Origin of the sequence: Terrabacter sp. C0L_2 (assembly GCF_036352015.1) — a bacterium.
Lineage (GTDB): Bacteria > Actinomycetota > Actinomycetes > Actinomycetales > Dermatophilaceae > Terrabacter > Terrabacter tumescens.
Genome location: NZ_CP143557.1, coordinates 4122692 through 4146447, shown reverse-complemented (window position 1 = coordinate 4146447; position 23756 = coordinate 4122692). Strand labels below are relative to the sequence as shown.

At 72.5% G+C, this 23756-nt stretch carries 24 protein-coding genes; 14 read left to right on the top strand and 10 right to left on the bottom strand.

Translation table 11 applies throughout. From position 1 onward, the window contains the following. Window positions 1–65: 65 nt before the first annotated feature. Window positions 66–866, top strand: coding sequence for a lysophospholipid acyltransferase family protein (locus U5C87_RS19295; RefSeq protein WP_330474080.1), 801 nt, complete (start codon window positions 66–68; stop codon window positions 864–866). Then, window positions 863–1861, top strand: a complete 999-nt coding sequence (locus tag U5C87_RS19290; protein ID WP_330474079.1) for an NAD(P)H-dependent glycerol-3-phosphate dehydrogenase — start codon at window positions 863–865, stop codon at window positions 1859–1861. Before U5C87_RS19295 ends, U5C87_RS19290 begins: the two co-directional genes overlap by 4 nt. A 54-nt stretch (window positions 1862–1915) precedes the next feature. Here the strand turns inward: U5C87_RS19290 and U5C87_RS19285 are convergent, their stop codons facing one another. From U5C87_RS19285 to U5C87_RS19275, 3 genes are all read right to left on the bottom strand, one after another. Then, a complete protein-coding gene (locus U5C87_RS19285; RefSeq protein WP_330474078.1) occupies window positions 1916–2623 on the bottom strand; it encodes a VOC family protein in 708 nt (235 codons plus the stop codon). 48 nt (window positions 2624–2671) lie between these two features. Beyond that, window positions 2672–3277, bottom strand: a complete 606-nt coding sequence (locus U5C87_RS19280; RefSeq protein ID WP_330474077.1) for a phosphatase PAP2 family protein — start codon at window positions 3275–3277, stop codon at window positions 2672–2674. A 96-nt stretch (window positions 3278–3373) separates the two neighbouring features. Beyond that, window positions 3374–4459 carry a trans-sulfuration enzyme family protein gene (locus U5C87_RS19275; protein WP_330474076.1) on the bottom strand — a complete coding sequence of 362 codons (1086 nt, stop codon included), beginning with the start codon at window positions 4457–4459 and terminating at the stop codon, window positions 3374–3376. A gap of 49 nt (window positions 4460–4508) precedes the next feature. Between U5C87_RS19275 and U5C87_RS19270 the strand changes: the two genes are divergently transcribed. Further along, complete coding sequence (locus tag U5C87_RS19270; protein ID WP_330474075.1) at window positions 4509–5648, top strand: D-alanine--D-alanine ligase family protein; 1140 nt, start codon at window positions 4509–4511, stop codon at window positions 5646–5648. A 54-nt stretch (window positions 5649–5702) separates the two neighbouring features. On the opposite strand, the gene U5C87_RS19265 is transcribed toward U5C87_RS19270, so the two are convergent. Together U5C87_RS19265 and U5C87_RS19260 are read right to left on the bottom strand one after the other, a co-directional pair. Continuing rightward, window positions 5703–6071, bottom strand: a complete 369-nt coding sequence (locus U5C87_RS19265; RefSeq protein WP_330474074.1) for a DUF3515 family protein — start codon at window positions 6069–6071, stop codon at window positions 5703–5705. A gap of 91 nt (window positions 6072–6162) precedes the next feature. Then, complete coding sequence (locus U5C87_RS19260) at window positions 6163–6396, bottom strand: Lrp/AsnC family transcriptional regulator (RefSeq protein WP_030146698.1); 234 nt, start codon at window positions 6394–6396, stop codon at window positions 6163–6165. 218 nt (window positions 6397–6614) lie between these two features. On the opposite strand from U5C87_RS19260, the gene thiL reads away from it, so the two are divergent. Next, entirely contained in the window at window positions 6615–7583 is a 969-nt protein-coding gene (gene thiL, locus U5C87_RS19255) for a thiamine-phosphate kinase (protein ID WP_443082143.1), read from the top strand. 237 nt (window positions 7584–7820) lie between these two features. Here the strand turns inward: thiL and rpmB are convergent, their stop codons facing one another. Further along, on the bottom strand, window positions 7821–8009 hold the full coding sequence (rpmB, locus tag U5C87_RS19250; protein ID WP_020142801.1) for a 50S ribosomal protein L28: 189 nt from the start codon (window positions 8007–8009) through the stop codon (window positions 7821–7823). 192 nt (window positions 8010–8201) lie between these two features. After that, on the bottom strand, window positions 8202–8978 hold the full coding sequence (locus U5C87_RS19245) for a fructosamine kinase family protein (protein ID WP_443082076.1): 777 nt from the start codon (window positions 8976–8978) through the stop codon (window positions 8202–8204). 212 nt (window positions 8979–9190) lie between these two features. On the opposite strand from U5C87_RS19245, the gene U5C87_RS19240 reads away from it, so the two are divergent. From U5C87_RS19240 to mutM, 8 genes are all read left to right on the top strand, one after another. Further along, window positions 9191–10942, top strand: a complete 1752-nt coding sequence (locus U5C87_RS19240; RefSeq protein WP_330474071.1) for a DAK2 domain-containing protein — start codon at window positions 9191–9193, stop codon at window positions 10940–10942. A gap of 1 nt (window position 10943) precedes the next feature. Beyond that, entirely contained in the window at window positions 10944–13223 is a 2280-nt protein-coding gene (locus tag U5C87_RS19235; RefSeq protein WP_330474070.1) for an ATP-dependent DNA helicase RecG, read from the top strand. Window position 13224: 1 nt separating this feature from the next. Further along, on the top strand, window positions 13225–13806 hold the full coding sequence (gene rsmD / locus U5C87_RS19230; protein WP_330474069.1) for a 16S rRNA (guanine(966)-N(2))-methyltransferase RsmD: 582 nt from the start codon (window positions 13225–13227) through the stop codon (window positions 13804–13806). A gap of 47 nt (window positions 13807–13853) precedes the next feature. After that, window positions 13854–14342 (top strand): pantetheine-phosphate adenylyltransferase, encoded by a 489-nt coding sequence (coaD, locus tag U5C87_RS19225; RefSeq protein ID WP_330474068.1) that lies wholly within the window; start codon window positions 13854–13856, stop codon window positions 14340–14342. Window positions 14343–14431: 89 nt separating this feature from the next. After that, the gene (locus U5C87_RS19220) at window positions 14432–15007 is read left to right on the top strand and encodes a YceD family protein (RefSeq protein WP_330476720.1); all 576 of its coding nucleotides are present in this window, start codon (window positions 14432–14434) and stop codon (window positions 15005–15007) included. A gap of 1 nt (window position 15008) precedes the next feature. Further along, window positions 15009–15203 carry a 50S ribosomal protein L32 gene (gene rpmF / locus U5C87_RS19215; protein WP_030146690.1) on the top strand — a complete coding sequence of 65 codons (195 nt, stop codon included), beginning with the start codon at window positions 15009–15011 and terminating at the stop codon, window positions 15201–15203. A gap of 52 nt (window positions 15204–15255) precedes the next feature. Further along, window positions 15256–16053 (top strand): ribonuclease III, encoded by a 798-nt coding sequence (gene rnc / locus U5C87_RS19210; RefSeq protein WP_330474067.1) that lies wholly within the window; start codon window positions 15256–15258, stop codon window positions 16051–16053. A gap of 16 nt (window positions 16054–16069) precedes the next feature. Beyond that, window positions 16070–16930: a bifunctional DNA-formamidopyrimidine glycosylase/DNA-(apurinic or apyrimidinic site) lyase gene (mutM, locus tag U5C87_RS19205; protein ID WP_330474066.1), complete on the top strand. Its 861-nt coding sequence runs from the start codon at window positions 16070–16072 to the stop codon at window positions 16928–16930. A gap of 74 nt (window positions 16931–17004) precedes the next feature. On the opposite strand, the gene U5C87_RS19200 is transcribed toward mutM, so the two are convergent. From U5C87_RS19200 to U5C87_RS19190, 3 genes are read right to left on the bottom strand one after another with little or no spacing between them, the layout of a single operon-like run. Continuing rightward, window positions 17005–17337, bottom strand: coding sequence for a hypothetical protein (locus U5C87_RS19200; protein WP_330474065.1), 333 nt, complete (start codon window positions 17335–17337; stop codon window positions 17005–17007). Window positions 17338–17350: 13 nt separating this feature from the next. Beyond that, the gene (locus U5C87_RS19195; RefSeq protein ID WP_330474064.1) at window positions 17351–19111 is read right to left on the bottom strand and encodes a sodium:solute symporter family protein; all 1761 of its coding nucleotides are present in this window, start codon (window positions 19109–19111) and stop codon (window positions 17351–17353) included. 60 nt (window positions 19112–19171) lie between these two features. Then, the gene (locus tag U5C87_RS19190; protein ID WP_330474063.1) at window positions 19172–20446 is read right to left on the bottom strand and encodes an NAD(P)/FAD-dependent oxidoreductase; all 1275 of its coding nucleotides are present in this window, start codon (window positions 20444–20446) and stop codon (window positions 19172–19174) included. A 24-nt stretch (window positions 20447–20470) separates the two neighbouring features. Here U5C87_RS19190 and U5C87_RS19185 point away from each other — a divergent pair, with 24 nt between their 5' ends. Further along, window positions 20471–21766: a hydroxyacid-oxoacid transhydrogenase gene (locus tag U5C87_RS19185; protein ID WP_330474062.1), complete on the top strand. Its 1296-nt coding sequence runs from the start codon at window positions 20471–20473 to the stop codon at window positions 21764–21766. A 61-nt stretch (window positions 21767–21827) separates the two neighbouring features. Then, window positions 21828–23753 carry a M3 family metallopeptidase gene (locus U5C87_RS19180; RefSeq protein ID WP_330474061.1) on the top strand — a complete coding sequence of 642 codons (1926 nt, stop codon included), beginning with the start codon at window positions 21828–21830 and terminating at the stop codon, window positions 23751–23753. The last annotated feature ends 3 nt before the right edge of the window (window positions 23754–23756 follow it).

Below are 23756 nucleotides of genomic sequence, written 5' to 3'. Positions count from 1 at the left end.
GAGGTGGACAAGATGAAGCCCTGCCACGTCGACCGGCGTGCGCACGACGAGGAGGACCTGACACCGTGACTGCCGGCGCTCGCAAGAGGCAGCTGCCCTTTGCCTACCGGGCAGTGGCGTTCGTGCTCCGGCCCCTGTTGATGCGTGTGACCAAGCGCGACTGGCGCGGCCTCGAGAACATCCCGGCCGAGGGCGGCTTCGTCGTGTCGACCAACCACATCTCCTACGCCGACCCGCTCGTCTTCGCGCACTTCATGTTCGACAGCGGGCGTGAGGCCTACTTCCTCGGCAAGGACAGCCTCTTCGCCATCCCTGTCGTCGGCTGGCTGCTCAAGAAGTGCGGGCAGATCCCCGTCTACCGCAACTCCGTCGCGGCGACCGACTCCTACCGGGCTGCGGTCGAGGGGGTGCGCGCCGGCAAGGCGCTCGGCATCTTCCCCGAGGGCACCATCACGCGCGACCCCGACCTGTGGCCGATGCGCGGCAAGACGGGAGCGGCGCGCGTCGCGCTCGAGACCCGCTGCCCGCTGATCCCGGTGGCGCAGTGGGGTGCCCAGGAGATCCTGTCGCCCTACGGCCACCGGCCCTCGCTCTTCCCGCGCAAGACGATGATGATGTATGCGGGTCCGCCCGTCGACCTGTCCGACCTCTACGGGCGCCCCATCGACACCAAGATCCTCCGCGAGGCGACCGACCGGCTCATGGACCGCATCACCGACCTGCTCGAGGTGCTGCGCGAGGAGAAGCGCCCGACCGAGCGCTTCGACCCGCGCACGCACGGTGTTCCCGAGATCGGCAACCCGTTGAAGCACCACGAGATCGGGCGCCCGAAGCCGGCAGCCGACACGGACGGGAGCACGTCATGACGCGGGTCGCCGTGCTGGGCAGCGGCAACTGGGGCACCGCGTTCGCGATGATCCTCGCCGACGCCGGCTGCGACGTGATGATGTGGGCCCGTCGTGCAGAGGTCGCCGACGCCATCAACGCCGGACGCAACGACGCCTACCTCCCCGAGCTCGAGCTGCCGGCCCGCGTCCGCGCGACCGTCGACCCCGGTGAGGCGCTCGAGCAGGCCGACGTCGTCGTACTCGCCGTCCCCTCGCAGACGTTGCGCGACAACCTCGGCCAGTGGGGCGACGCCATCCCCGGCGGGGTGCCGGTCGTCTCGCTGATGAAGGGCGTCGAGCTCGGCACGACCATGCGCATGAGCGAGGTCATCGCCGAGGCGGCGGACATCGAGCAGGACCGCGTCGTCGTCGTCTCGGGCCCCAACCTCGCCCCCGAGATCGCCCTGCGCCAGCCGGCCGCCGGCGTCGTCGCCTGCCGCGACATGGCCACGGCCGAGCTGGTGGCGGCCGCCTGCGCCACGCCGTGGTTCCGGCCCTACACCGACACCGACGTCACCGGGGCCGAGGTGTGCGGCGCGACGAAGAACGTCGTGGCCCTCGCCTCCGGCATGGCCGAGGGGATGGGGTTCGGCGACAACACCAAGGCCACGATCATCACCAGGGGCCTCGCCGAGACGACGCGCCTGGGTCTCGCCCTCGGCGCGCACCCGCAGACGTTCATGGGTCTGGCCGGCGTCGGCGACCTCATCGCGACCTGCATGTCGCCGCTGTCGCGCAACCACAGCTTCGGGGTGCGACTCGGCCGCGGCAGGACCGTCGCCGAGGCGACCGCGGAGCTGCGAACGACCACCGAGGGCGTCAAGTCGTGCGAGTCGATCCTCACGCTCGCCCAGCAGCACGACGTCGACATGCCGATCTGCGAGCAGGTGGTCGCCGTCATCCGCGATGGTCACCCGGCGAGCGAGGTCGGGCCGCGCCTGATGTCCCGGGACCTCAAGGCCGAGAAGCACTGAGGGAGAGGCGGTCCGGCGCGCTGCCCAGTGGTTGAGGCGGATCCGCCCCCGCCGTCAGCCCTCCGAGGCTGCCCGCAGCGACGTGCAGACGCACGCCTTGTTGCCGTCCGGGTCGGCGATCACGGTGAACGACGGGGCCTGGCTGTCGTCGACGACGACCCCGCCCGCGGCGACCGCCGCGGCGATGCGCTCCTCGGCCACCTCTGGAGCGACCCACACGTCGAGGTGGAAGCGCTGCCGCGGGGTGTCGTGCTCGTCGGTGTCCTGGAACCACAGGATCGGGACGCGGCGGGTCGCGTCGCGCACGTCGTCCCCGATGGTGCCCCGGCCGCGGGCGTCGGTCGACCCGGTGAGCAGGGCCGCCCACACGGGCGAGACCGCGTCCGCGTGGGCCGTGTCGAGCGCCAGCTCGACGGTCGTGACCGCCGCAGGGTCGGGCCGTGCGCCGTGGTCGGGCGCCAGCTCGGAGATGCGGCGTGCGAGGTCGACGTCCTGCTCGGTCACCCACTCGACGACGTGCTCGATGCCGTCGGCGTCCCGGTGGACCGCGTCGTCGCTGACGAGGACCAGGTCGACGTACGCGTCGCCCATCGTCACGCGCGGATGGTGGCCTGCCGCATCGCCGGCCTGCGCGACCGCCGAGACGAACCGCGCACCGCTTGCGAAGTCGTCGACGACGTAGCGGGCGTGCAGGCCCTGTCCGAGCTTGCGCCAGTCGGTGAGTGCGGCCTCGGTGATCTGGGTCCCCGTCAGCATGTCCATACGCCCCACGCTAGGGGCGGACGCGGACGATCCGCGTCCGCGAGCCGGTCACGCCTCCTGGGCAGCGGGTGCGAGCACCCGGTCGATGACCGGCAGCGCCCGGACGGAGTGCACGGCCCACGTCAGGGGCTTGCGCAGCAGCACCCAGCCGAGACCGGCCACGGCACCGCCGAGGAGCAGGCCGGCGACGACGTCGTGGGGGTAGTGCGCCCCGACGTAGACGCGGGTGGCCGCCATGAGCAGAGCGGCCACGGCGGCGAGTGTCCCGAGGCGCTTCGACACGAGCAGGAGGCCGACCGCCGCGGCGCCGGCCATCACCGAGTGGTCCGAGGGGAACGACCAGTCCGTCGTGCGGTCGACGAGCACGAGGACGGAGGGGTGCGCGGCATACGGCCTGGCCTCGGCCACGAGCGCGGCGACCGGCTGGTTGACGGCGACGGCGAGCAGGGTGCCGAGCCCCGCCCAGACGGCCGCCGCGAGCACCCGGTCGGACGCGCTGCGGCGGCGCCAGGAGGCCACGAGCATCAGCTCCGCAAAGACGACGAGGCCGTACTTCGCGTAGGCCGTCGCGGGCGCGTGCAGCCAGGTCGACGTGCGCGCGACGTCGTTGACGCGCAGGAACAGGGCAGTGCTGAGGTCGAGCAGGTTGCTCACGTGGGGTCCTTCGCGGGGGTCGGCGTCCGCCGCGGGTGACGCGCGACGAAGGACCAAGCCTCCCGGGTGAATCTGAGCGAAATCTCAGAGTCGGGCTCAGACCGCGGCCAGGGCTTGGTCGAGGTCGGCCCAGAGGTCGTCGACGTGCTCGATGCCGACCGACAGGCGCAGCAGGTTGACCGGGACCTCCCGGGACTCCGAGGGGTGGCGGCGGCGACGCTCGAGCTGCGACTCCACGCCGCCGAGGCTCGTCGAGTGCAGCCACAGACCGGTCGCGGCGCAGACCCGCTCGGCCGCGTCCGCGTCACCCGCGACGTCGATCGACAGGATCGCGCCCGCGCCGGGGTAGCGCACGCGCGCGACGGACGGGTGGCCCTCGAGGCGCCGCGCCAGCTCGGCGGCGCTGGCGCTCGCCCGCTCGAAGCGCACCGCCAGGGTCCGCAGGCCGCGCAGGGCGAGGAAGACCTCCATCGGACCGGCGATGGCGCCGTGGAGGGTGCGGTGGCGACGGAGGCGCTCACCGATCTCGCGCCCGCGCTCGGTGTCGCCGACGACCGTCGCGCCGAGCACGACGTCGCTGTGGCCGGAGAGGTACTTCGTCACCGAGTGCACGACGACGTCGGCCCCGAGGGAGAGGGGACGGCACAGGAGCGGGGTCGAGAGCGTGTTGTCGACGACGCTCGTCACGCCGAGCTCGCGCGACCGCGCCAGGACGACGTCGAGCTCGGTGACGTCCATGAGCGGGTTGGTCGGCGACTCGAGCCACAGCAGGTCGGCCGACTCGAGGGCGGCGAGGAAGCCTGCCGTGTCGGTCGCGTGGACGCGCACGACCGTCCCCCCGGCCTGCTCGTGCGCGGCGAGCAGGTCGCCCGTGCCGTTGTACGTCGTGTCCGGGGCGAGCACCGTGCCTCCGGCCGGGACGAGGGACAGGGCCGCCGAGATGGCGCCCATGCCGGACGCGTGGACGAGCGCGCGCCCGCCCTCCAGGCCGCCGAGTGCCTCCTCTAACGCGTTCCACGTGGGGTTGCCGGAGCGGGCGTAGTTGACCGCGCCGTCCGCGGCATACGTCGACGTCAGCTCGACGGGCACGTTGACCGACGCGCCGGGGGAGCGGCCCGGGCGTCCCGACGCCACGAGGTAGGTGTCGACGTGCAGCTGCTGCGGATTCGCCTCGGTGCCCACGCCGTCAGCGTACGAGTGGCCCCCACGAGGCGGGATAGAGTCTCGTCTGATGACCACGGACCAGCCCCAGCCCGACCAGCCGAGCCGCCGCCCCCGCGTCGCCATCGTCTTCGGAGGCCGCTCCTCCGAGCACGCCGTCTCCTGCTCGACGGCCGCGAGCGTCCTGCGTTCCATCGACCGCGACAAGTACGACGTCGTGCCCGTCGGCATCGCCCGCGACGGCCACTGGGTGCTCGTCGCCGACGATCCCGAGCCGCTGCGCCTGCTGCCGGGCCAGACCCCCGAGGTCGACGGTGCCGGAGCATCCGTCGTGGTGCCGCTCAGCACCGGCGACCGCTCGCTGACCGTCCTCGAGCCGGGCGAGCCGCCGCGCGCGCTCGGCGACGTCGACGTCGTCTTCCCGCTGCTGCACGGCCCGTTCGGCGAGGACGGCACCCTCCAGGGACTGCTCGACCTCGCCGACGTGCGCTACGTCGGATCCGGCGTGACGGCTTCGGCGGTCATGATGGACAAGGCGATGATGAAGGTCGTCTTCGAGGCGGCCGGGCTCAAGGTCGGCCCGTACGTCGTCATCACCGACCGCGACTGGAGACGTGACCCCGAGGCGGCCCTGTCGCGCGTCGACACCCTCGGCTGGCCGGTCTTCGTCAAGCCCGCCCGAGCCGGCTCGAGCATGGGCATCTCGAAGGTCGACGACGTGTCGGGCCTGCGCGCCGCCGTCGAGGCCGCGCGCGAGCACGACCCCAAGGTCGTCGTCGAGGCAGCCGTCGCGGGTCGCGAGATCGAGTGCGGGGTCCTCGACGGCCACGACACTGACGGTCCGCGCACCTCCGAGCTCGGTGAGGCCGTCGTCGTGTCGGGCCACGCGTTCTACGACTTCGAGGCGAAGTACCTCGCCGAGGGCGACGTGCGGCTCGACTGTCCGGCCGACGTGCCGGCCGAGGTGGCCGACCGGATCCGGGAGATGTCGGTGCTCGCCTTCGAGGCCGCCGGCTGCGAGGGCCTGGCCCGCGTCGACTTCTTCTACACGCCGTCGGGCGACGTCGTCATCAACGAGATCAACACGATGCCCGGCTTCACCCCGCACTCGATGTATCCCCGGATGTGGGCGGCCTCGGGCCTGGCGTACCCCGACCTCATCGACGAGCTGATCTCGCTCGCGCTCGAGCGCCGCACGGGCCTGCGCTGACCCACGACGCACGGCACGCGGCATACGGCAGCGGTCGTATGCCGTGTGCGCGGATCAGCCGACGCAGTGACGGCCGTTCTCGGGCAGGGTCCGCGCGACCGCGGTGAAGGCCGGCAGCAGCAGCGGAACCGCGCCGTAGGACCCGGGCGCGAGCACCTCGATCGCCGGGTCGCGACCGTACGTCGTGGCCGCCGAGCCGTCGGAGAGCGGCCGCACGACCCAGTCGACGCCGTCGACGGTGACGCAGTCCTGGGGCGTGGGGCCGAGCGGGTCGAGGCCGCAACGGGCGATGATCGCGGGGTCGCCCCACGCCGCGACCGAGCGGTCGTCGGGCTGCGTGGCGACGCGCGGGTGACCGCTGACCTCACCGGGCCAGGGGGCCGACGTGCACACCGGCGCGGACGCCTGGGGGGCCAGGCCCACCTCGGGTGCGCGGTTGCACGCGGACAGCACGACGGCGGCGCCGATGAGCGCCGCCGTCGTGAGGTACGGGCGTCCGGTCAGGGGGCTGTCCTCAGACGTGGACGACCGTGCAGGTCAGGGTCCGGGTGATGCCGGGGACGTCCTGGAGCTTGGCGATGACGAGACGACCGAGGTCGTCGACGTTCGAGGCCTCCACGCGGGCGATGACGTCGTAGGGACCCGTCACGTCCTCGGCGAGGGTCACGCCCGAGATGCCGGCGATCTGCTCCGCCACGCTCGCGGCCTTGCCGACTTCGGTCTGAATCAGGATGTAGGCCTGGACCACGTGTCACCTCACTGTGTGTCGATCGTTGGTCGGTCGCGCGTGGGCATGGTGCCGGGGCACGACCGGTCGGAACGGCAGGCCTCAGTGTGACTGCGACCGTGCCCTGACGCTACCTTGCCATGGGGCTCCACGTCCCCTGGAAACCGGGCCCGCTGACGGCCGTCCACCGAAAGGGTGTGTGATCCGTGCCGAACGTCCAGCGGCTCGAGCGAGGGCCGATGATGACGGGCGGCACGCCGCTGCGTTCCCTCGACGAGGAGGAGCTGCTCGCCCGCATCCTGCCCGTCTTCCCGCTGGGCGAGGACCTCGTCGTCGCTCCCGGTGACGACGCCGCCGTGCTGCGCACCCCCGGGCACGTCGTCGCCACGACCGACACGGTCGTCCTCGGCCGCGACTGGCTCGACGCGTGGTCGTCGGGCGCCGACATCGGCCACAAGGTCGTGGCGCAGAACCTCGCCGACGTGGCCGCGATGGGCGGCCGCCCCACGGGTGTCCTCGTCACCCTCGTCGCCGACCCGGAGCTCTCCCTCGAGTGGGTGCTCGACCACGCCCACGGCCTCGCGGAGGCCTGCGCCGCCGCCGGGGTGGCGGTGCTCGGCGGCGACCTGTCGTCGGCGCCGGCCGGGGTCGTCATGGTCTCGGTCACGGCGCTCGGCCGCCTGGAGGGCGATCCGGTGCTCCGATCGGGCGCGCGGGCCGGTGACGTGCTCGCCGTGCGTGGGTCGCTCGGTCTCGCCGATGCGGGCCTGCGCCTGCTCCAGGCCGACGCGGTCGACCGTCTGCCGGAGGCGGTGGAGCACCAGCGCCGTCCGCAGACGCCCCTCGAGGCCGGCCCGGAGGCTGCCGCGGCCGGGGCCACCGCGATGCTCGACATCAGCGACGGCCTGCTGCGCGACGGGGGCCGCATCGCGCGGGCGAGCGGCGTCGTCATCGACCTCGACCCGCGGGAGCTCGCGGGCGACGTCGACGCGCTCGCCGGAGCCGTCGGGGCCGAGGCTGCGCTGGACTGCGTGCTCGCCGGCGGCGAGGAGCACTCGCTGCTCGCGACGTTCCCCGCCGGGACGCTCCCGGAGGGCTGGCGGCGCATCGGCTCGGTGCGTGCGCCGGCGGAGGGCGAGGCACCGGGGATCGTCGTCGCCGGACGCGCGGTCACGCACACCGGGTGGGACCACTTCCGCACCACGTGAGCCCGGGCCCCCGGCCCCGGGATCGGACGCGGGGCATCGGGCGTCAGGTCGGGCGCGAGATAGCGCACCTGGTGCGTCGGGGCGACCTCACCTGCGCGATCACCTGCACGACGTCGTCGACGATGGCGTATGCCGGGTGCCGGGCTGGTCGTCCGCGGCTCGGCGGGAGCCGGGAGAGGGACACGACGAAGGCCGGCCCCCGTGGGGGGACCGGCCTTCAACGTTGGTGAGGGACGTTCAGCGAACGACCTTGCCCGCCTTGAGGCAGGAGGTGCAGACGTTGAGTCGCTTCGGCGTCACACCGTCCACCAGCGTCCGAACGCGCTGGATGTTGGGGTTCCAGCGGCGCTTGGTGCGGCGGTGCGAGTGCGAGATGTTGTGACCGAAGCTCGGTCCCTTGCCGCAGACGTCGCAGTTGGCAGCCACGGGTATCTCCTGAAAGTTCGATGTCGACGAAATGCTGTGCTCCACCACCGGATCGGGTCGACGCACACCAGGGCGCGCGTCACCCCGCAGTGCACGGGGGGAACCGGTAAATCGTAGCCGACGAGTTGCTCGGACGACAAAACGGCGACGGAGGCGCCGGCCGCACGCCCGGGCGCTGCCCGTCGGGCCACGTCACGAGAAGGCCAGGGCGGCCTCGACGAGGGGAGCGGCATACGCCGGGCCGTGCGACGACGCATGGGTCGCGAGCGGGTGCAGCTGGTGCAGGGGGATGAGGTCACGCCACCCGTCGGCCAGCCCGGCCGCCTCCGCGTAGGCGGCCTCGAGGCGCCCGAGGCCCGGGCAGCCAAAGAGCGCCAGCATCGCGAGGTCCGTGAGGCCGTGACCGCCGTGCGCGGCAGGGTCGATGAGGACGGCGCCGTCGGGGGTGAAGAGGACGTTGCCCGACCACAGGTCGCCGTGGATGCGGGCCGGCGGTCGGTCGTCGTCGAAGTCGCCGGCCGACAGCCGGTCGCACGCCCGGTCGACGACGCGGGCGCCCGCCGCGTCGAGGTGGCCGCGGTCGAGGGCGCGACGCACGAACGGGCGCACCCGCTGCTCCGCGTAGAAGAGGCCCCAGGACCCGGTGGGGTCGTTGGTCTGCGGCTGCCGGCCGATCCACGCGTCTCCGGTCCACCCGGCCGCCGGCGAACCGAAGGCCGGCGCGCCCGCACCGTGGGTGACGGCCAGGCCGCGTCCCAGGGCTTCCGCGGCCTCCGCAGTCGGCCGGGAGGACTGCAGCCGCGTCAGGTCGATGTGGTCGGGTCCCACGTCGTGCACCTCGACGACCGGGGTGCCCCCGTGGTCCTGCGGCTCAGCGAGCCAGCGCAGGCCGGCCGCCTCGGCCTCGAAGAAGCCGACGGGCGCGGCGGACCACGTCTTGCGGTGGTGGGTGGTGGGCTCGCTCGACACGGCGTCCACGGTAGCCGCCACGGATCGCGGCCGGGTCGTCGTCCGAGACCGAGCAGCGTTCACACGGAGGACGCGACGGGAGCGGTGCATGCGACCGTCCGGACGAGGCGCTAGCCTGCCGGGAAAGCGAGCCCGGAGCCCGTCCGGAGGTCGGGTCCCGCACAGGTCCAGCCGGGTCCGACCCAGGTTCCGCACGACGAGCAGGAGGTCCGATGCCCGGCGCCGCGCCGTCGCCCGACGGGCACCTCACCCTGCTCGACCTCGTCGCCGTCCGCCGCTGGGCCGTGCTGACCCGCTCGCTCTTCGCCGCGCGGCGCGCCGAGATCGACGCCCTCAACGTCTTCCCGGTGCCCGACGGCGACACGGGGACCAACCTCTACCTCACCTTCGACGGCGCCGTCGAGCGCACGCTGGCCACCGCCGACGTGACGACTCCCGACGCGCTCCTGTCGGTCTTCGCCAAGCACCTGCTCTGGACCGCGCGCGGCAACTCCGGCGTCATCCTCAGCCAGCTGGCCCGGGGCCTCGCCGAGGGCTGCGCGGGTGCCGAGCGCATCGACGGGCGCATCCTCGCCGGCGGGCTGCGGCGCGCCGAGCTGCGCGCGCGCCAGGCCGTGACGGACCCCAAGGAGGGGACCATCCTCACCGTCGCCAGCGCGATGGCCGACGCGGCCGAGCGCGCAGCCGATGCAGGCGACGCTGCGGACGGCGCGGCGAATGCCGCCGCCCGGGCCGAAGAGCCCGTCGCGGTGCATGGCGTCGCACTGGCTGCCGTCGAGGCGTCGCGCGAGGCCCTGGCCCGCACGCCCGAGCAGCTCGAGGTCCTCGCCCGCGCGGGTGTCGTCGACGCCGGGGGAGCGGGGCTCGTCGTGCTCCTCGAGTGCCTCGAGCGGGTGTGCGCCGGGCAGCGGGCCCGCTCCGGCGACGACGCCTCCGACCGGCGCTCACGGCGACGGGCCGACCCGACCAACGCAGCGCTCGAGGCCGGCCGCGCCGGGCCTGTCGACACCGAGGGCATCCCGGAGTTCGAGGTCATGTACCTCCTGGCGGACTCCGACGACACCGCGGTCGAGGCGCTGCGCGCGCGTCTCGTCGAGCTCGGCGACTCGGTGCTCGTCGTCGGGGGCGACGGCGAGTGGAACATCCACGCCCACGTCGACGACGCCGGCGCTGCGGTCGAGGCCGGCATCGAGGCCGGACGGCCGCACCGCGTCCGCATCACCCGGCTCACCGACGCGCACGCCTCCACCGACCGTTTCGAGCAGTCCGCGGGTGCGAGGCCGGCACCACGCTCGGGCGCCGCCATCGTCGCGTGCGCCGCGGGAGTCGGGCTCGAGGGCCTCTTCGAGGACGCGGGCGCCGTGGTGGTTCGCTCCGGCCCCGGGCGCCGGGCCTCGACGGGGGGCCTCATCGGTGCGATCCGCGAGCAGCACGCCCGCGGGGCGTCGGGCGTCGTCGTGCTGCCCAACGACGGCGACACGCTGCTCGCCGCTGCTGCCGCCGTCCGCGCCGTCGCCGACGACGGCATCGAGGCCCACCTCGTCCACGTGCGCACGGCCGTCCAGGGCATCGCGGCCCTCGCCGTCTTCGAGCCCTCGGCCCCGGCCTCGGCCAACGTCCTGGCCATGCAGGCGGCCGCGTCGGCCACCCGCCACGGCGCCGTGACCGTCGCCAACCGGGCCGCCCTGACGAGCGGCGGGCCGTGCGAGGCGGGCGACGTCCTCGGGGTCGTCGACGGCGACGTCGTCATCGTCGGCTCCGACCAGCTCGCCGTGACGCGCGAGGTCGTGCGCCGCCTCCTCGCGAGCGGAGGTGAGCTCGTCACGGTCGTCGCCGGCGTCGACGCGCCCGACGGGCTGCTCGAGGCCGTCGCGCACGAGGCGCGCCGCGAGCAGCACGGCATCGAGGTGTCGCTCATCGACGGTGGGCAGGCCGTCTACCCCGTGCTGCTGGGGGTGGAGTGACGTGCCGGTGCTGACCGAGGACTCGCCCCTGACCAAGCTCGTCAAGAAGAACGAGGCCGAGCAGCTGGCCCGCACCAAGGGCCTGCTCAGCGTGGCCGACCTCTTCGAGTTCGTGCCGCGGCGCTACGTCCGGCCCGGGCAGCTGACCGACCTGTCGTCGCTGCACGTCGGCGAGGACGTCCTCGTCGTGGCCGAGGTCAAGAAGGCCACGACCCGCCCCATGCGCAACCGCCGCGGCAAGATGCTGACCGTCGTCATCGGCGACGACCTCGGCAACGAGCTCGACGTCACCTTCTTCAGCGCCTACGGCCACGAGGGCAAGCTCAAGCCCGGGGCGCGCGGCTTCTTCGTCGGGCAGATCGGCGCCTACGGCCGGCGCCTGCAGCTGACCCACCCGGAGTACGAGCTCTTCGACGACGAGGAGGCCGGTGAGGCGGCCGTGGAGTGGTACCGCACCCATCGCGTGCCCGTCTACTCCACGACGGGCAAGCTCAACTCGCTGCGGCTGCGCAAGCTCGTCCACACGGCCCTCGACACCGTCGACCGCATCCGCGAGCCCGTCCCCGAGGACGTACGCGTGGCGCGCGGTCTCGTGGACCGTGCGGTCGCGCTCGAGCTCGTCCACCGCCCCGCCGTCGACGACCAGCCGTCCCGGGGCCTCGACCGGCTCAAGTTCGACGAGGCGTTCGTCCTGCAGACGATCCTGGCCCAGCGCCGCAAGGCGGCCGAGTCCGAGCTCGCCACCCCGCGGCACCCACGACCGGGCGGCCTGCTCGCCGCCTTCGACGCCCGCCTACCCTTCGAGCTGACCGAGGGCCAGCGCGAGATCGGGGAGGTGCTGGCCGCGGAGCTGGCGTCCGAGCGCCCGATGCACCGGCTGCTCCAGGGCGAGGTCGGCTCGGGCAAGACCGTCGTGGCGCTGCGGGCCATGCTGGCCGCCATCGACGCGGGTGGGCAGGCCGCGTTGCTCGCCCCCACCGAGGTCCTCGCGGCCCAGCACCACCGCTCGATCACGACGATGCTCGGCGACCTGGCACAGGGCGGGATGCTCGGCGGGTCCGAGTTCGGCACCAACGTGGCGCTGCTCACCGGCAGCCAGAACACCGCGGCGCGGCGCCGATCGCTGCTCGACGCGGCATCGGGGTCAGCAGGCATCGTCGTCGGCACGCACGCCCTCATCCAGAAGCACGTCCAGTTCGCCGATCTCGCGCTCGTCGTCGTCGACGAGCAGCACCGGTTCGGCGTCGAGCAGCGAGATGCTCTCCGCGAGAAGGGGATCCGACCGCCGCACGTGCTCGTCATGACGGCCACGCCCATCCCGCGCACGGTGGCCATGACCGTGTTCGGCGACATGGAGACCTCGACGCTGCGCGAGCTGCCCCGTGGGCGCTCACCCATCGCGACCCACGTCGTCGACGCCGACCGCCCCGGGTGGGTCGACCGCACCTGGCAGCGGGTGGCCGAGGAGGTCGCCAAGGGACACCAGGCATACGTCGTCTGTCCACGCATCGGCGACGTCGACGACGAGTCCGGGCGCGCCGTCGGCGGGGCGAGCGGCACGCGCGACTCCTCCGACGAGGACGCCGGCTGGGACGCGCACTGGGACGACGACGAGGACGGCGCAGACGGTGCAGGCGGCGATGGGGACGGGGGTCCCGCGAATGAGCTGACGGGCGTCTACGCGATGCTCAGCACGCTGCGCGCCACCCCGGCGCTCGAGGGCGTGCGCATCGACGTGCTGCACGGGCGTCTCGACGCCGACGCCAAGGACGCCACGATGCGCGCCTTCTCCGCGGGCGAGATCGACGTTCTCGTGGCGACCACCGTCATCGAGGTCGGCGTCGACGTGCCCAACGCCTCGGTCATGGTCGTCGTCGACGCCGACCGCTTCGGCATCTCCCAGCTGCACCAGCTGCGCGGCCGTGTCGGGCGTGGTGCGGTGCCCGGCCTCTGCCTGCTCATGACGCAGGGGGCGGGGGAGCGGGCCGCCGAGCGCCTCGACCAGGTCGCCTCGACGACCGACGGGTTCGAGCTCGCTCGCGCCGACCTGCTGCTGCGGCGCGAGGGCGACGTGCTCGGCGCCCGACAGAGCGGCCGCGGCAACTCCGTGCGCCACCTGCGGCTCGGCAGGGTCGAGGACGAGCAGATCATCGCCGACGCCCGCGAGGACGCCTTCGCGCTCGTCGACCGTGACCCCGGGCTCCGGGAGCACCCGGCGCTCGCGGCGGCCGTCGCGATGCGACTCGACGAGGAGCAGGCCGCATGGCTCGAGCGAGGATGACATGACCCGCATCATCAGCGGCTCCGCCGGAGGCCGGCGGCTGCAGACCCCGCCGGGGTCGTCGACGCGACCCACGTCCGACCGCGTGCGCGAGGCGCTCTTCAGCCGCCTCGAGCACCGCGGCCTGCTCGAGGGCACCAACGTCCTCGACCTCTACGCCGGCTCCGGCGCGCTGGGCCTCGAGGCGGCGAGCCGCGGAGCCGCGCTCGTGCTGCTCGTCGAGTCCCACAAGGCTGCGGTCAAGGTCATCCGCGCCAACGTCGCCGTCGTCGGGCACCCGGGCGTCCGCGTCCTCTCCGACACCGTCGAGCGCGCCCTGGCCGTCGGCCCGCCCGCCGGCACCCGCATGGACCTCGTCCTGCTCGACCCGCCCTACGACGTGTCCGAGGACGCCCTCGCCGCCGTCCTCGCGGCCCTCGTCGAGCAGCAGTGGCTCGCTCCGGAGGCGTTCGTCGTCGTCGAGCGGTCGAGCCGGTCGCCACAGCCCACGTGGCCCGAGGGCCTCGAGCTGTCGGGGGAGAAGCGCTACGGCGAGACGGCAGTGTGGTTCGCGGAGCCACCGCCGCACGAGGTCGTGGCCTGATGTCGCGGCGTCCGCCTGCGGCGCGCACCGGACGGTAGGTTGGGCGCGTGACGAGCGAAGCGCGCCGCTGTGTGTGTCCCGGCTCCTACGACCCGATCACCAACGGTCACGTCGACGTGGTGACCCGGGCGAGCAGGCTGTTCGACGAGGTCGTCGTCGCGATCCTGCACAACCCCGGCAAGCAGGGCACCTTCGCCGTCGACGAGCGCACCGCCCTCATCGAGCAGGCGCTCGCCCACCTGCCGAACGTGCGCATCGGGGCCTGGGCCGGCACGCTCGTCGTCGACGTCTGCCGGGAGGTCGGGGCGGCGACGATGGTCAAGGGGCTGCGCGGCGGCACCGACTTCGCCTACGAGCTGCCCATGGCCCACATGAACCACCACCTCACGGGCGTCGAGACCCTGTTCCTCGCCGCCGACCCCACGCTGTCGCACGTGTCGAGCTCGCTCATCAAGGAGGTCGTGCGCTACGGCGGCGACGTCCGCGGCCTCGTTCCCGACCCCGTCCTCGCGGCCCTCACCGACCGTCTGACCTGATTTGGGCGCACGGCGCCGCTCTAGTAGCCTTGGAGGTCGGTCCACGTCCGTCTTGGCGCGGACCGAATCCTCTACTGTGCGCAGGAGCCATGGACCGTCCTGATCCCCGTTCTTCGCTGGTGCTCGACACCAGGGAGCTCGTTCGGCGACCGGGAACGATGCTGGAGCTCTCGCGCACGGTGACGTTGCCCGACGACCTCGGAACCGACGTCATCTCGATCACGGCCGGCGACCCGGTCGAGGTCGAGGTGCGGCTCGAGTCCGTGGTCGAAGGTGTCCTCGTGACGGGTTCGGTCAGTGGCACGGCGACCGGCGCCTGCGTGCGGTGCCTGGATCCTCTCGAGCTCGATGTCGAGGGGACCTTCCAGGAGCTGTACGCGTACGCCGATCGGGCGGCGCACCACCACGAGGTGGGAGCCGACTCGGACGAGGACGAGGTGCACGAGCTGGTCGGTGATCTCATCGACCTCGAGCCCGTGCTCCGGGACGCTGTCGTGCCGACGCTGCCGTTCCAACCGGTGTGCCGGCCTGACTGCCCGGGGTTGTGTTCCGAGTGTGGGATGCACCTCGCGGAGGACCCCGACCATCATCATGAAGTGATCGACCCGAGGTGGTCGTCCCTCAGTGGACTGCTGAGCGACGACCCGCAAGAGAAGAGGAACTGACGTGGCTGTCCCGAAGCGGAAGATGTCGCGCTCCAACACCCGTTCGCGTCGCGCGAACTGGAAGGCAACGCCGACGACGCTGACCACGTGCCCCCAGTGCGGTGCGGCGACCCAGCCGCACATCGCGTGCCCCTCGTGTGGCACGTACAAGGGCCGTCACTACGCCGTTGCCGAGCGCACCGAGCACCAGGCCTGATCACCCAGTGAGCAGCCCCGTGAGCGACCTTGGCGCTGGGGGTGTTCCGGCGGTGCCGCAGCGGCCCGTCGATGCTCTGATCGCCCACCTCCGTGAGGTGGTCGGCCAGGACATCGACGAGCCGCTGCTCCTGCGTTCCCTGACGCATCGCTCGTACGCCTACGAGAACGGTGGGCTCCCCAACAACGAGCGCCTCGAGTTCCTCGGGGACTCCGTGCTGGGTCTCGTCGTCACCGACTCGCTCTACCGCGAGCACCCCGACCTCGCCGAGGGGCAGCTGGCCAAGCTGCGCGCGGCCGTCGTCAACATGCGCGCGCTGGCCGACGTGGCCCGCACCTTCGACCTGGGGCAGTACGTCATGCTCGGCAAGGGCGAGGAGGCGACCGGTGGTCGCGACAAGGCCTCGATCCTGGCCGACACCCTCGAGGCCCTCATCGGCACCGTGTTCCTGTCGACCGACATCGACCTCGCGGCCCGCTTCGTGCACCACCACTTCGACCCCCTCATCGAGGAGGCCGCGACGCTGGGTGCCGGGCTCGACTGGAAGACGAGCCTGCAGGAGATGGCTGCCGGTTCGGCGCTCGGCTCGCCCGAGTACCGCGTCGGTGAGCAGGGACCCGACCACGAGAAGGAGTTCCACGCCCGCGTCGTCGTCGGCGAGGAGGTCCTCGGTGAGGGTCACGGCCGCTCCAAGAAGGAGGCCGAGCAGAAGGCCGCCAAGGAGGCCTGGCACACCCTCGACGCCCGCCGCACGCCGGTGCGGACCGTGAAGCCCGTCGAGCCCGTGGACCCGGTCGGTCCGGTCGACCCGGTCGGTCCGGTCGGTACGTCGGGCTCGTCCTCGGCGTGAGTCGGGCCTGAGGCGCGTGCCGGAGCTGCCCGAGGTCGAGGTCGTCCGTCGTGGCCTCGAGGACCACGTCGTGGGTCGTCACGTCACCCGTGCCCGGATCACCGGGGTGCGGGTGGCCCGACGCCACGACGCCGGCCCCGAGGACCTCGCCGCGCGCCTGCACGACGTCACGGTCACCGCGGCGTCGCGCCGCGGCAAGTACCTCTGGCTCGCGCTCGACGGCGAGGACGCCCTCATCGTGCACCTCGGGATGAGCGGACAGATGCTCGTCGAGCCGGCCGACGCGCCGCTCGAGAAGCACTGTCACGCCCGCTTCGACTTCAGCGACGACGGACCGCAGCTGCGCTTCGTCGACCAGCGCACCTTCGGGGGACTCGCGCTGTCACCGCTTCGGCCCGACGGCATCCCCGAGTCGGTCGCCCACATCGCGCCGGACCCCTTCGAGCCGGCCTACGACCAGGCCGCGGTGGTGCGCCGGATGAAGCAGCGCGACAGCGCCGTCAAGCGCGCCCTGCTCGACCAGACCCTGGTCTCGGGGATCGGCAACATCTACGCCGACGAGGCCCTCTGGCGCGCGCAGGTGCACGGCGAGCGGCTGTGCTCCTCGCTGACCAAGCCGACCCTCGCCCGCATCCTCGACCACGCCCACGACGTCATGGCCGAGGCGCTCGGCCAGGGCGGCACGAGCTTCGACGCGCTCTACGTCAACGTCAACGGTGCGAGCGGCTACTTCGACCGCTCGCTCCACGCCTACGGCCGCGCGGGCACCCCGTGCGACCGGTGCGGCACGATCATGCGCCGCGAGCAGTTCATGAACCGCTCGTCGTTCTCGTGCCCCGTCTGCCAGCCGCGCCCGAGACGACGCAGCCCGTCCTGAACGTCTGACGACGGGGGACGGGCTGCGACTCGGTGGTGCGTGGGCGTGGTGCGCGCGCCGGGGTCGGCTATCAGTCAGTGACCGGTCGGGCGCCGCTTCGGTGCCGGGCGGGTGGGGTCGTCGGTGGCGGGCTCGATGTGCTCGGGGACGACGATCGGCTTGATCCGCGCCCACCCGATGAAGAACGCGCTGACCACGACGAGGGCGATGCCGGCATACAGGTTGGCGTTGACGCCGCCGGTCTTGTCGAGCGACTGGTCCCCGAAGATCCCCATCGCGAGCAGCATCAACCCGTAGAGGCCGAGCAGGGCCCCGATGAAGTTGCGGATGTCGAAGGCGCCCGCGGTGTGGCGGCCCTCCTGCTCCCCGTCGGTGCCGGGAGCGCCGAGATCGTGCTTTTCACTCATGTCGAGGCTCCTGTCAGAACAAGAAGTTGAGGACGATGACCAGGCCGAGCGAGACGCCGGCGAGGGGGAGCGTGCGCCGGAACCACGGGAGCTTGTGCTCCTCGGGGTCGACGAGGTCCTCGCGCGGGGTCTCGGAGTAGACGAGGCCACGCAGCTCGGAGACCGGCTTGGGCTCGGTCATCAGCGACACGATGACGCTCAGCACGATGTCGACGACGAAGGCCGCGGAGGCCGCGACGAACGCGGCGCCCTGGCCGCCGAGCGGGATGACGCCGAGACTGAGGGTCCCGAACGCGTCCTTGCTGAGGAAGGCGACGAGCACGGCCGACAGGGTGCCGGCCGAGAGACCGACCCAACCGGCGGTCGCGGTCATCCGCTTCCAGAACATGCCCAGGATGAAGGTCGCGAAGAGCGGCGCGTTGAAGAAGCCGAACAGCGTCTGGAGGTAGTCCATGACGTTGCTGAACGAGCTCGCGACGATGGCCGTGAAGATCGCGATGACGGTCGCGCCCACGGTTGCCAAGCGGCCGATGCGCAGGTAGTAGTCGTCGCTGTGGTCCTTGCGGATGTAGCGCTGCCACAGGTCGTAGCTGAAGACGGTGTTGAACGCCGAGATGTTGGCGGCCATGCCGGCCATGAAGGCGGCGAGCAGACCCGCGATGGCGACGCCGAGCAGGCCGTTGGGCAGGACGTCACGCATGAGCAGCAGCAGCGAGTCGTTGAACTTCACGCCTTCGCCGGAGGCTCCGCCGGGCGGTGAGCCGCCGGCCTTGAGCTGGGTGATCTCCGGGACGAGCACCGCCGCCACCATGCCGGGCAGGATGACGATGAAGGGCACGAACATCTTGGGGAACGACCCGATGATCGGCGTCTTGCGTGCTGCCGAGATCGAGTTGGACGCCATGGCGCGCTGGACCTCGACGAAGTTCGTCGTCCAGTAGCCGAAGGAGAGCACGAAGCCGAGGCCGAAGACGATGCCGACGATCGACCAGAACGGCGAGTCGAAGCCGGAGAGCGCCTGGCCGGGCCAGGAGTTCAGCTGCTGCTCGGCCGAGGGGACCTTGGCGGCCGCGGTGGCTGGAGAGGCGGCGAACTCGGTGATCTTGTCCTTGAGGCCCTGGTAGCCGCCGACGCGGTGCAGGCCGATGAGCGTCAGTGGCAGCAGCGCCGCGACGATGACGAAGAACTGCAGCACCTCGTTGTAGATGGCGGCCGAGAGGCCACCGAGCGTGATGTAGGACAGCACGATCGCGGCGGCGACGAGCAGCGCCACCCACAGGGGCCAGCCGAGCAGCGCGTGCACGATCGACCCGAGCAGGTAGAGGTTGACGCCGGCGATGAGCAGCTGCGCGAGCGCGAAGCTGAGCGCGTTGACGAGGTGGGCTCCGGTGCCGAACCGGCGGAACATGAACTCGGGGACCGAGCGCACCTTCGAGCCGTAGTAGAAGGGCATCATGACGACGCCGAGGAACAGCATGGCGGGGATGGCGCCGACCCAGAAGTAGTGCACGGTAGAGATGCCGAGCTCGGCGCCGTTGGCCGACATGCCCATGATCTCGACGGCACCGAGGTTCGCCGAGATGAAGGCGAGGCCGGTGACCCAGGCCGGCAGCGACCGGCCCGAGAGGAAGAAGTCGATCGAGTCGGACACCGCGCGCCTCGCCATGACCCCGATGCCGAGGACGAAGACGAAGTAGAGGGCGATGATGACGTAGTCGACGGGTTTGGCGCTGATGAGGGTGTCCGCGGTGGGCAGACCCGCCAGTGCGTGCATGCGTTCAGTCCCTTCGTTGGGCGACGACTCACGCTAACGCAGCGTCCGACGCGGGGCGCGTCAGGACGGGTCGGTGCCTCGTGTCCGTGTGATGAGCCGTTTGAGCGGGACGGAGGTGTCCGCCGCGCTGTCGGCAGGGATGGTCATACCCTTCTCGAGCGCTCGTTTCACGGCGAGGTAGTCGGCGGGAACGCCCACCGACTCGACGGCGATGAGCAGCCCGTCGCGGTAGCTGAGCAGCGAGAACCGCTCTGTCGCAACGTCGCCGCGCACCACGGTCCGGTCGGCGCCGTGGGGGAGGCCGGCCATCTGCAGCCGGAGGTCGCCCTGGTCGCTCCAGAACCACGGCACGGTGTCGTATGCCGTGTCGTGGCCGGTCAGGGTCGCCGCGGCGGTGCGTGCCTGGTCGGTCGCGTGCGGCACGCTCTCGAGCCTCGTGGGGCCGGGCTCGCCGCGCGTGAACGGGTTGGGGCCGACCGCGCAGTCGCCGGCCGCGACGGTCAGGCCGTCGGAGGTGCGGGCGTGCTCGTCCACGACGATGCCGAGGGGCTCGACGAGGAGGCCGAGCTGCTCGGCGAGCTCGGTGCGGGGGAGTGCCCCGATGCCGACGACGACGAGGTCGGCGGGCACCGTCGTGCCGTCCGCGAGCTCGACGCCGGTCACCGCACCGTCGGCCCCGACGACGCGGACGGCGTTGGCGCCCAGCAGGATCCGGGTGCCGCGGCGCCGGTGCGCGTCCCGCACGGCGTCGGAGAGTGCGGCGGTGACAGCCCGCCCGAGCAGGCGGTCGGTCGCCTCGACGACGGTCACCGCGGCGCCGAGGGCCCGAGCCCCCGCTGCGATCTCGAGTCCGATGAACCCTCCTCCCACGACGACGACGTCGCGTGCAGCACGCAGGCGGGGAGCGAGTAGGTCGGCGTCGGCGAGGGTGCGCACGGAGTGCACGCCAGTGAGGTCCGCGCCCTCGACGGGCAGCGTGCGGTTGACCGCGCCGGGGGTCAGGGCGAGCCGGTCGAAGGCCACCGTGCGGCCCGAGGCGAGCGTGGCGCTGCCGGTGGAGCCCTCGCGCGCGATCGACACGACGCCGTCGCCGGTGACGAGCTCGACACCGAGCCCGGCGAACCACGAGGCGTCGTGGAAGACGAGCGAGTCGCGGTCGTGCTCGCCGCGCAGGTAGGTCTTGGACAGCGGCGGCCGCTCGTAGGGCGGCTCGGGCTCGTCGCCCACGAGGACGACGGGCGCGGTGTCGCCGAGCTCGCGCAGCGCGGTGACGAGCGAGATGCCGGCCTGTCCCGCGCCGACGACGAGGGTCCGGGCGCTCTCGTCACTGGGCATGGACCCCAGCCTAGGGTGGGGCGCATGACGTGGTCTCCCGCCAACCCCGAGTCCGTCTTCACCTACGGCGCCCCGCAGCTGAAGTTCGGCGCAGGGGCTGCCGACGAGCTCGGCCACGACCTGCTGGCACTCGGTGCGCACCTGGTCCTCGTGGTGACCGATCCCGGTGTCCTCGCGACCGGCTGGCCGGACCGGGTCGCCGAGGGCGCCCGGGGGTTCGGCATCGAGGTGGTCGTCCACGACTCCGCCCACGTCGAGCCGACCGACGCGAGCCTCCTCGCCGCGGTGGAGCGGGCCCGCGCCGACGGCCCCTTCGACGGCTACGTCGCCGTCGGTGGCGGCTCTGCCATCGACACGGCCAAGGCGGTCGACCTCGTGCTCAGCGACGGGGGCGACCTCATGGACTACGTCAACGTGCCCATCGGTGCCGGCCGCGCCCCGAGCCGTCCGCTCGCCCCGCTCGTCGCGGTGCCGACGACGACGGGGACCGGCGCCGAGAGCACGACGATCTGCGTGCTCGACGTGCTCTCCCTCAAGGTCAAGACCGGCATCAGCCACGTGCGGCTGCGCCCGAGCCTCGCCGTCGTCGACCCGCGCCTGACCGCGACCCAGCCGGCCGGCGTCACCGCGAGCGCGGGCATGGACATCCTCTGCCACGCCCTCGAGAGCTGGACGGCGCGTCCCTACACGAGCTACGAGCGCAAGCAGCCGGGCGAGCGCGTGCCCTACTGCGGCAGCAACCCCATCTCCGACATGTGGTCCGAGCGGTCGATGTCGTTGCTGGCCAAGGCATTTCGCGCAGCAGTCCGCGACGGGTCCGATGAGGCCGCCCGCGGCGACATGGCGCTCGCCGCGACGTTCGCCGGACTCGGCTTCGGCAACGCCGGCGTCCACGTGCCGCACGCCAACGCGTACCCGATCGCCGGCCGCGTGCGCGACTTCCACCCGGACGGCTACCCGAGCCACGAGCCGATGGTGCCGCACGGCATGGCGGTCGCGCTGACCGCGCCCGAGGCCTTCCGCTGGACCTTCGACGCCGACCCCGAGCGCCACCTCGCGGCCGCCCGGCTCCTCGACCCCGGCCACGGCGCGCGCTGGCAGGCCGAGCCTCGCGACGTGCTGCCCGGTGTCCTCGTCGACCTCATGCGCGACATCGGGCTGCCCAGCGGCCTGGCCGAGGTCGGCTACACCGAGAGCGACGTCCCCGACCTCGTCGAGGGCGCCCTCAAGCAGCAGCGGCTCCTCGCGACGAGTCCCCGCGAGGTCGACGCGGACGACCTCGCCGGCATCGTCACCCGGTCTCTGCACCTGTGGGACTGACCCCCGGGCGTCCGCCCGGGTGTCCGCCCGGGTGTCCGCGCAACGGCATACAGTGCCGTCTGTGACGACCGAGCCCACCCACCTGCCCCTTCCCCTCGAGAGCGACTGGCTCGACTGGGTCGGTGCCCGCGGCGAGCAGCAGCTCGCGCTGGCCCGCTCCCTCGTCGAGGGCCTGCGCAGCGACCCGCCGAAGGAGCCGGTGGAGGTCCTGCGGGTCTGGAACGACGCGCAGACGGCGCTGTCCAACGCCGCCTCGGTGGGCTCCCTCTTCTCCGAGGTGCACCCCGACGAGGCCGTGCGCGAGCGCGCCGAGGCCGTGGCTCAGCAGGTGCAGAAGCTCGACACCGACCTCGGTCTCGACACCGGGCTGTATGCCGTCCTGGCGGGTCTCGACGCGAGCGGCCTCGACGCCGACGCGTCACGGGTCCTCGAGCGCACCCTGCGCGACTTCCGCCGCTCGGGCGTCGACCAGGACGAGCCGACGCGGGACCGCCTGCGCGAGCTGGGCGAGCGCGCGATCCTGCTGAGCCAGGAGTTCAGCAAGAACATCCGCGAGGACGTGCGCAGCATCAAGGTCACGCCGGACCGCCTGGCCGGCCTGCCGCAGGACTGGGTCGACGCCCACCCGGTCGACGACGAGGGTCTCGTCACCGTGACGACCGACTACCCCGACGTCGTGCCGTTCCGCACATTCGCTCACGACGCCGATGCCCGGCGCGAGCTCGTCACGCAGTTCCTCACCATCGCCTGGCCGGCCAACGACCGCGTCCTGCAGGAGATCTTCGCCGTGCGTCGCGAGCACGCAGCCCTGCTCGGCTACGCGTCCTGGGCCGACTACGACGCCGAGGTGAAGATGATCGGCAGCGGCAAGGCGATCGGCGAGTTCGTCGACCGGATCACCGAGCTGTCGACCGCGAGCGCCGAGCGCGACAAGGCCGTCCTGCTCGAGCGGCTGCGCCAGGACCGTCCCGACGCCACCGACATCGACGGCGCCGACACGAGCTACTACGCCGAGCTCGTCCGCAAGGAGCAGCTGGCCGTCGACGCCCAGCAGGTGCGCACCTACTTCCCGTTCGAGTCGGTGCGTCAGGGCCTGCTCGACGTGACCGGTCGTCTCTTCGGACTCGAGTGGACGCCGGTCGCCCGAGAGGACGCCCGGACCTGGCACGAGGAGGTCGCGACCTACGACGTGTCCTTCGAGGGCGAGCGCATCGGGCGCATCCACCTCGACCTGCACCCGCGCGAGGGCAAGTACAAGCACGCCGCCCAGTTCGACCTGGCGCGTGGCGTCGCGGGCACGCAGCTCGCCGAGGGCGTGCTCGTCTGCAACTTCAACCGGGGCCTGATGGAGCACGACGAGGTGGTGACCCTCTTCCACGAGTTCGGCCACCTCGTGCACCACGTCCTCGCCGGCCGCACCGAGTGGGTGCGGTTCTCCGGGGTCGCGACCGAGTGGGACTTCGTCGAGGCCCCCAGCCAGATGCTCGAGGAGTGGGCCTGGGACGCCGACGTCCTCGCCACCTTCGCCCGCAACGCCGACGGCGAGACCATCCCGGCCGACCTCGTCCGGGCGATGCGTCGCGCCGACGACTTCGGCAAGGGCTACGACGCGCGCACGCAGATGTTCTACGCCGCGCTGTCCTACGACTTCCACGTGAACGAGACCGACGACCTCACGGCCCGCCTCCGCGAGCTGATGGAGCGCTACTCCGTCTTCCCGTACCTCTCGGGCACGCACATGCAGTGCCACTTCGGTCACCTCGACGGCTACAGCTCGGCGTACTACACCTACATGTGGTCGCTCGTCATCGCCAAGGACATGTTCTCCGCCTTCGACCACGGTGACCTCTTCGACCCCGAGGTCGCCGGCGCCTACCGCGACAAGGTGCTCGCCCAGGGCGGACGCCGCGACGCGGCCGACCTCGTCGAGGACTTCCTCGGCCGGCCCTACACCTTCGACGCGTATGCCGCGTGGCTCGCGGAGTGATCC

What these genes read in the sequence shown, in the direction of transcription:
- U5C87_RS19290 (WP_330474079.1), top strand. Translation starts at nt 863, where the DNA reads ATGACGCGGGTCGCCGTGCTGGGCAGCGGCAACTGGGGCACCGCGTTC.
- U5C87_RS19285 (WP_330474078.1), bottom strand. Translation starts at nt 2,623, where the DNA reads ATGGACATGCTGACGGGGACCCAGATCACCGAGGCCGCACTCACCGAC.
- U5C87_RS19270 (WP_330474075.1), top strand. Translation starts at nt 4,509, where the DNA reads ATGACCACGGACCAGCCCCAGCCCGACCAGCCGAGCCGCCGCCCCCGC.
- thiL (WP_443082143.1), top strand. Translation starts at nt 6,615, where the DNA reads ATGATGACGGGCGGCACGCCGCTGCGTTCCCTCGACGAGGAGGAGCTG.
- U5C87_RS19240 (WP_330474071.1), top strand. Translation starts at nt 9,191, where the DNA reads ATGCCCGGCGCCGCGCCGTCGCCCGACGGGCACCTCACCCTGCTCGAC.
- rsmD (WP_330474069.1), top strand. Translation starts at nt 13,225, where the DNA reads ATGACCCGCATCATCAGCGGCTCCGCCGGAGGCCGGCGGCTGCAGACC.
- U5C87_RS19220 (WP_330476720.1), top strand. Translation starts at nt 14,432, where the DNA reads ATGGACCGTCCTGATCCCCGTTCTTCGCTGGTGCTCGACACCAGGGAG.
- U5C87_RS19200 (WP_330474065.1), bottom strand. Translation starts at nt 17,337, where the DNA reads ATGAGTGAAAAGCACGATCTCGGCGCTCCCGGCACCGACGGGGAGCAG.
- U5C87_RS19195 (WP_330474064.1), bottom strand. Translation starts at nt 19,111, where the DNA reads ATGCACGCACTGGCGGGTCTGCCCACCGCGGACACCCTCATCAGCGCC.
- U5C87_RS19190 (WP_330474063.1), bottom strand. Translation starts at nt 20,446, where the DNA reads ATGCCCAGTGACGAGAGCGCCCGGACCCTCGTCGTCGGCGCGGGACAG.
- U5C87_RS19185 (WP_330474062.1), top strand. Translation starts at nt 20,471, where the DNA reads ATGACGTGGTCTCCCGCCAACCCCGAGTCCGTCTTCACCTACGGCGCC.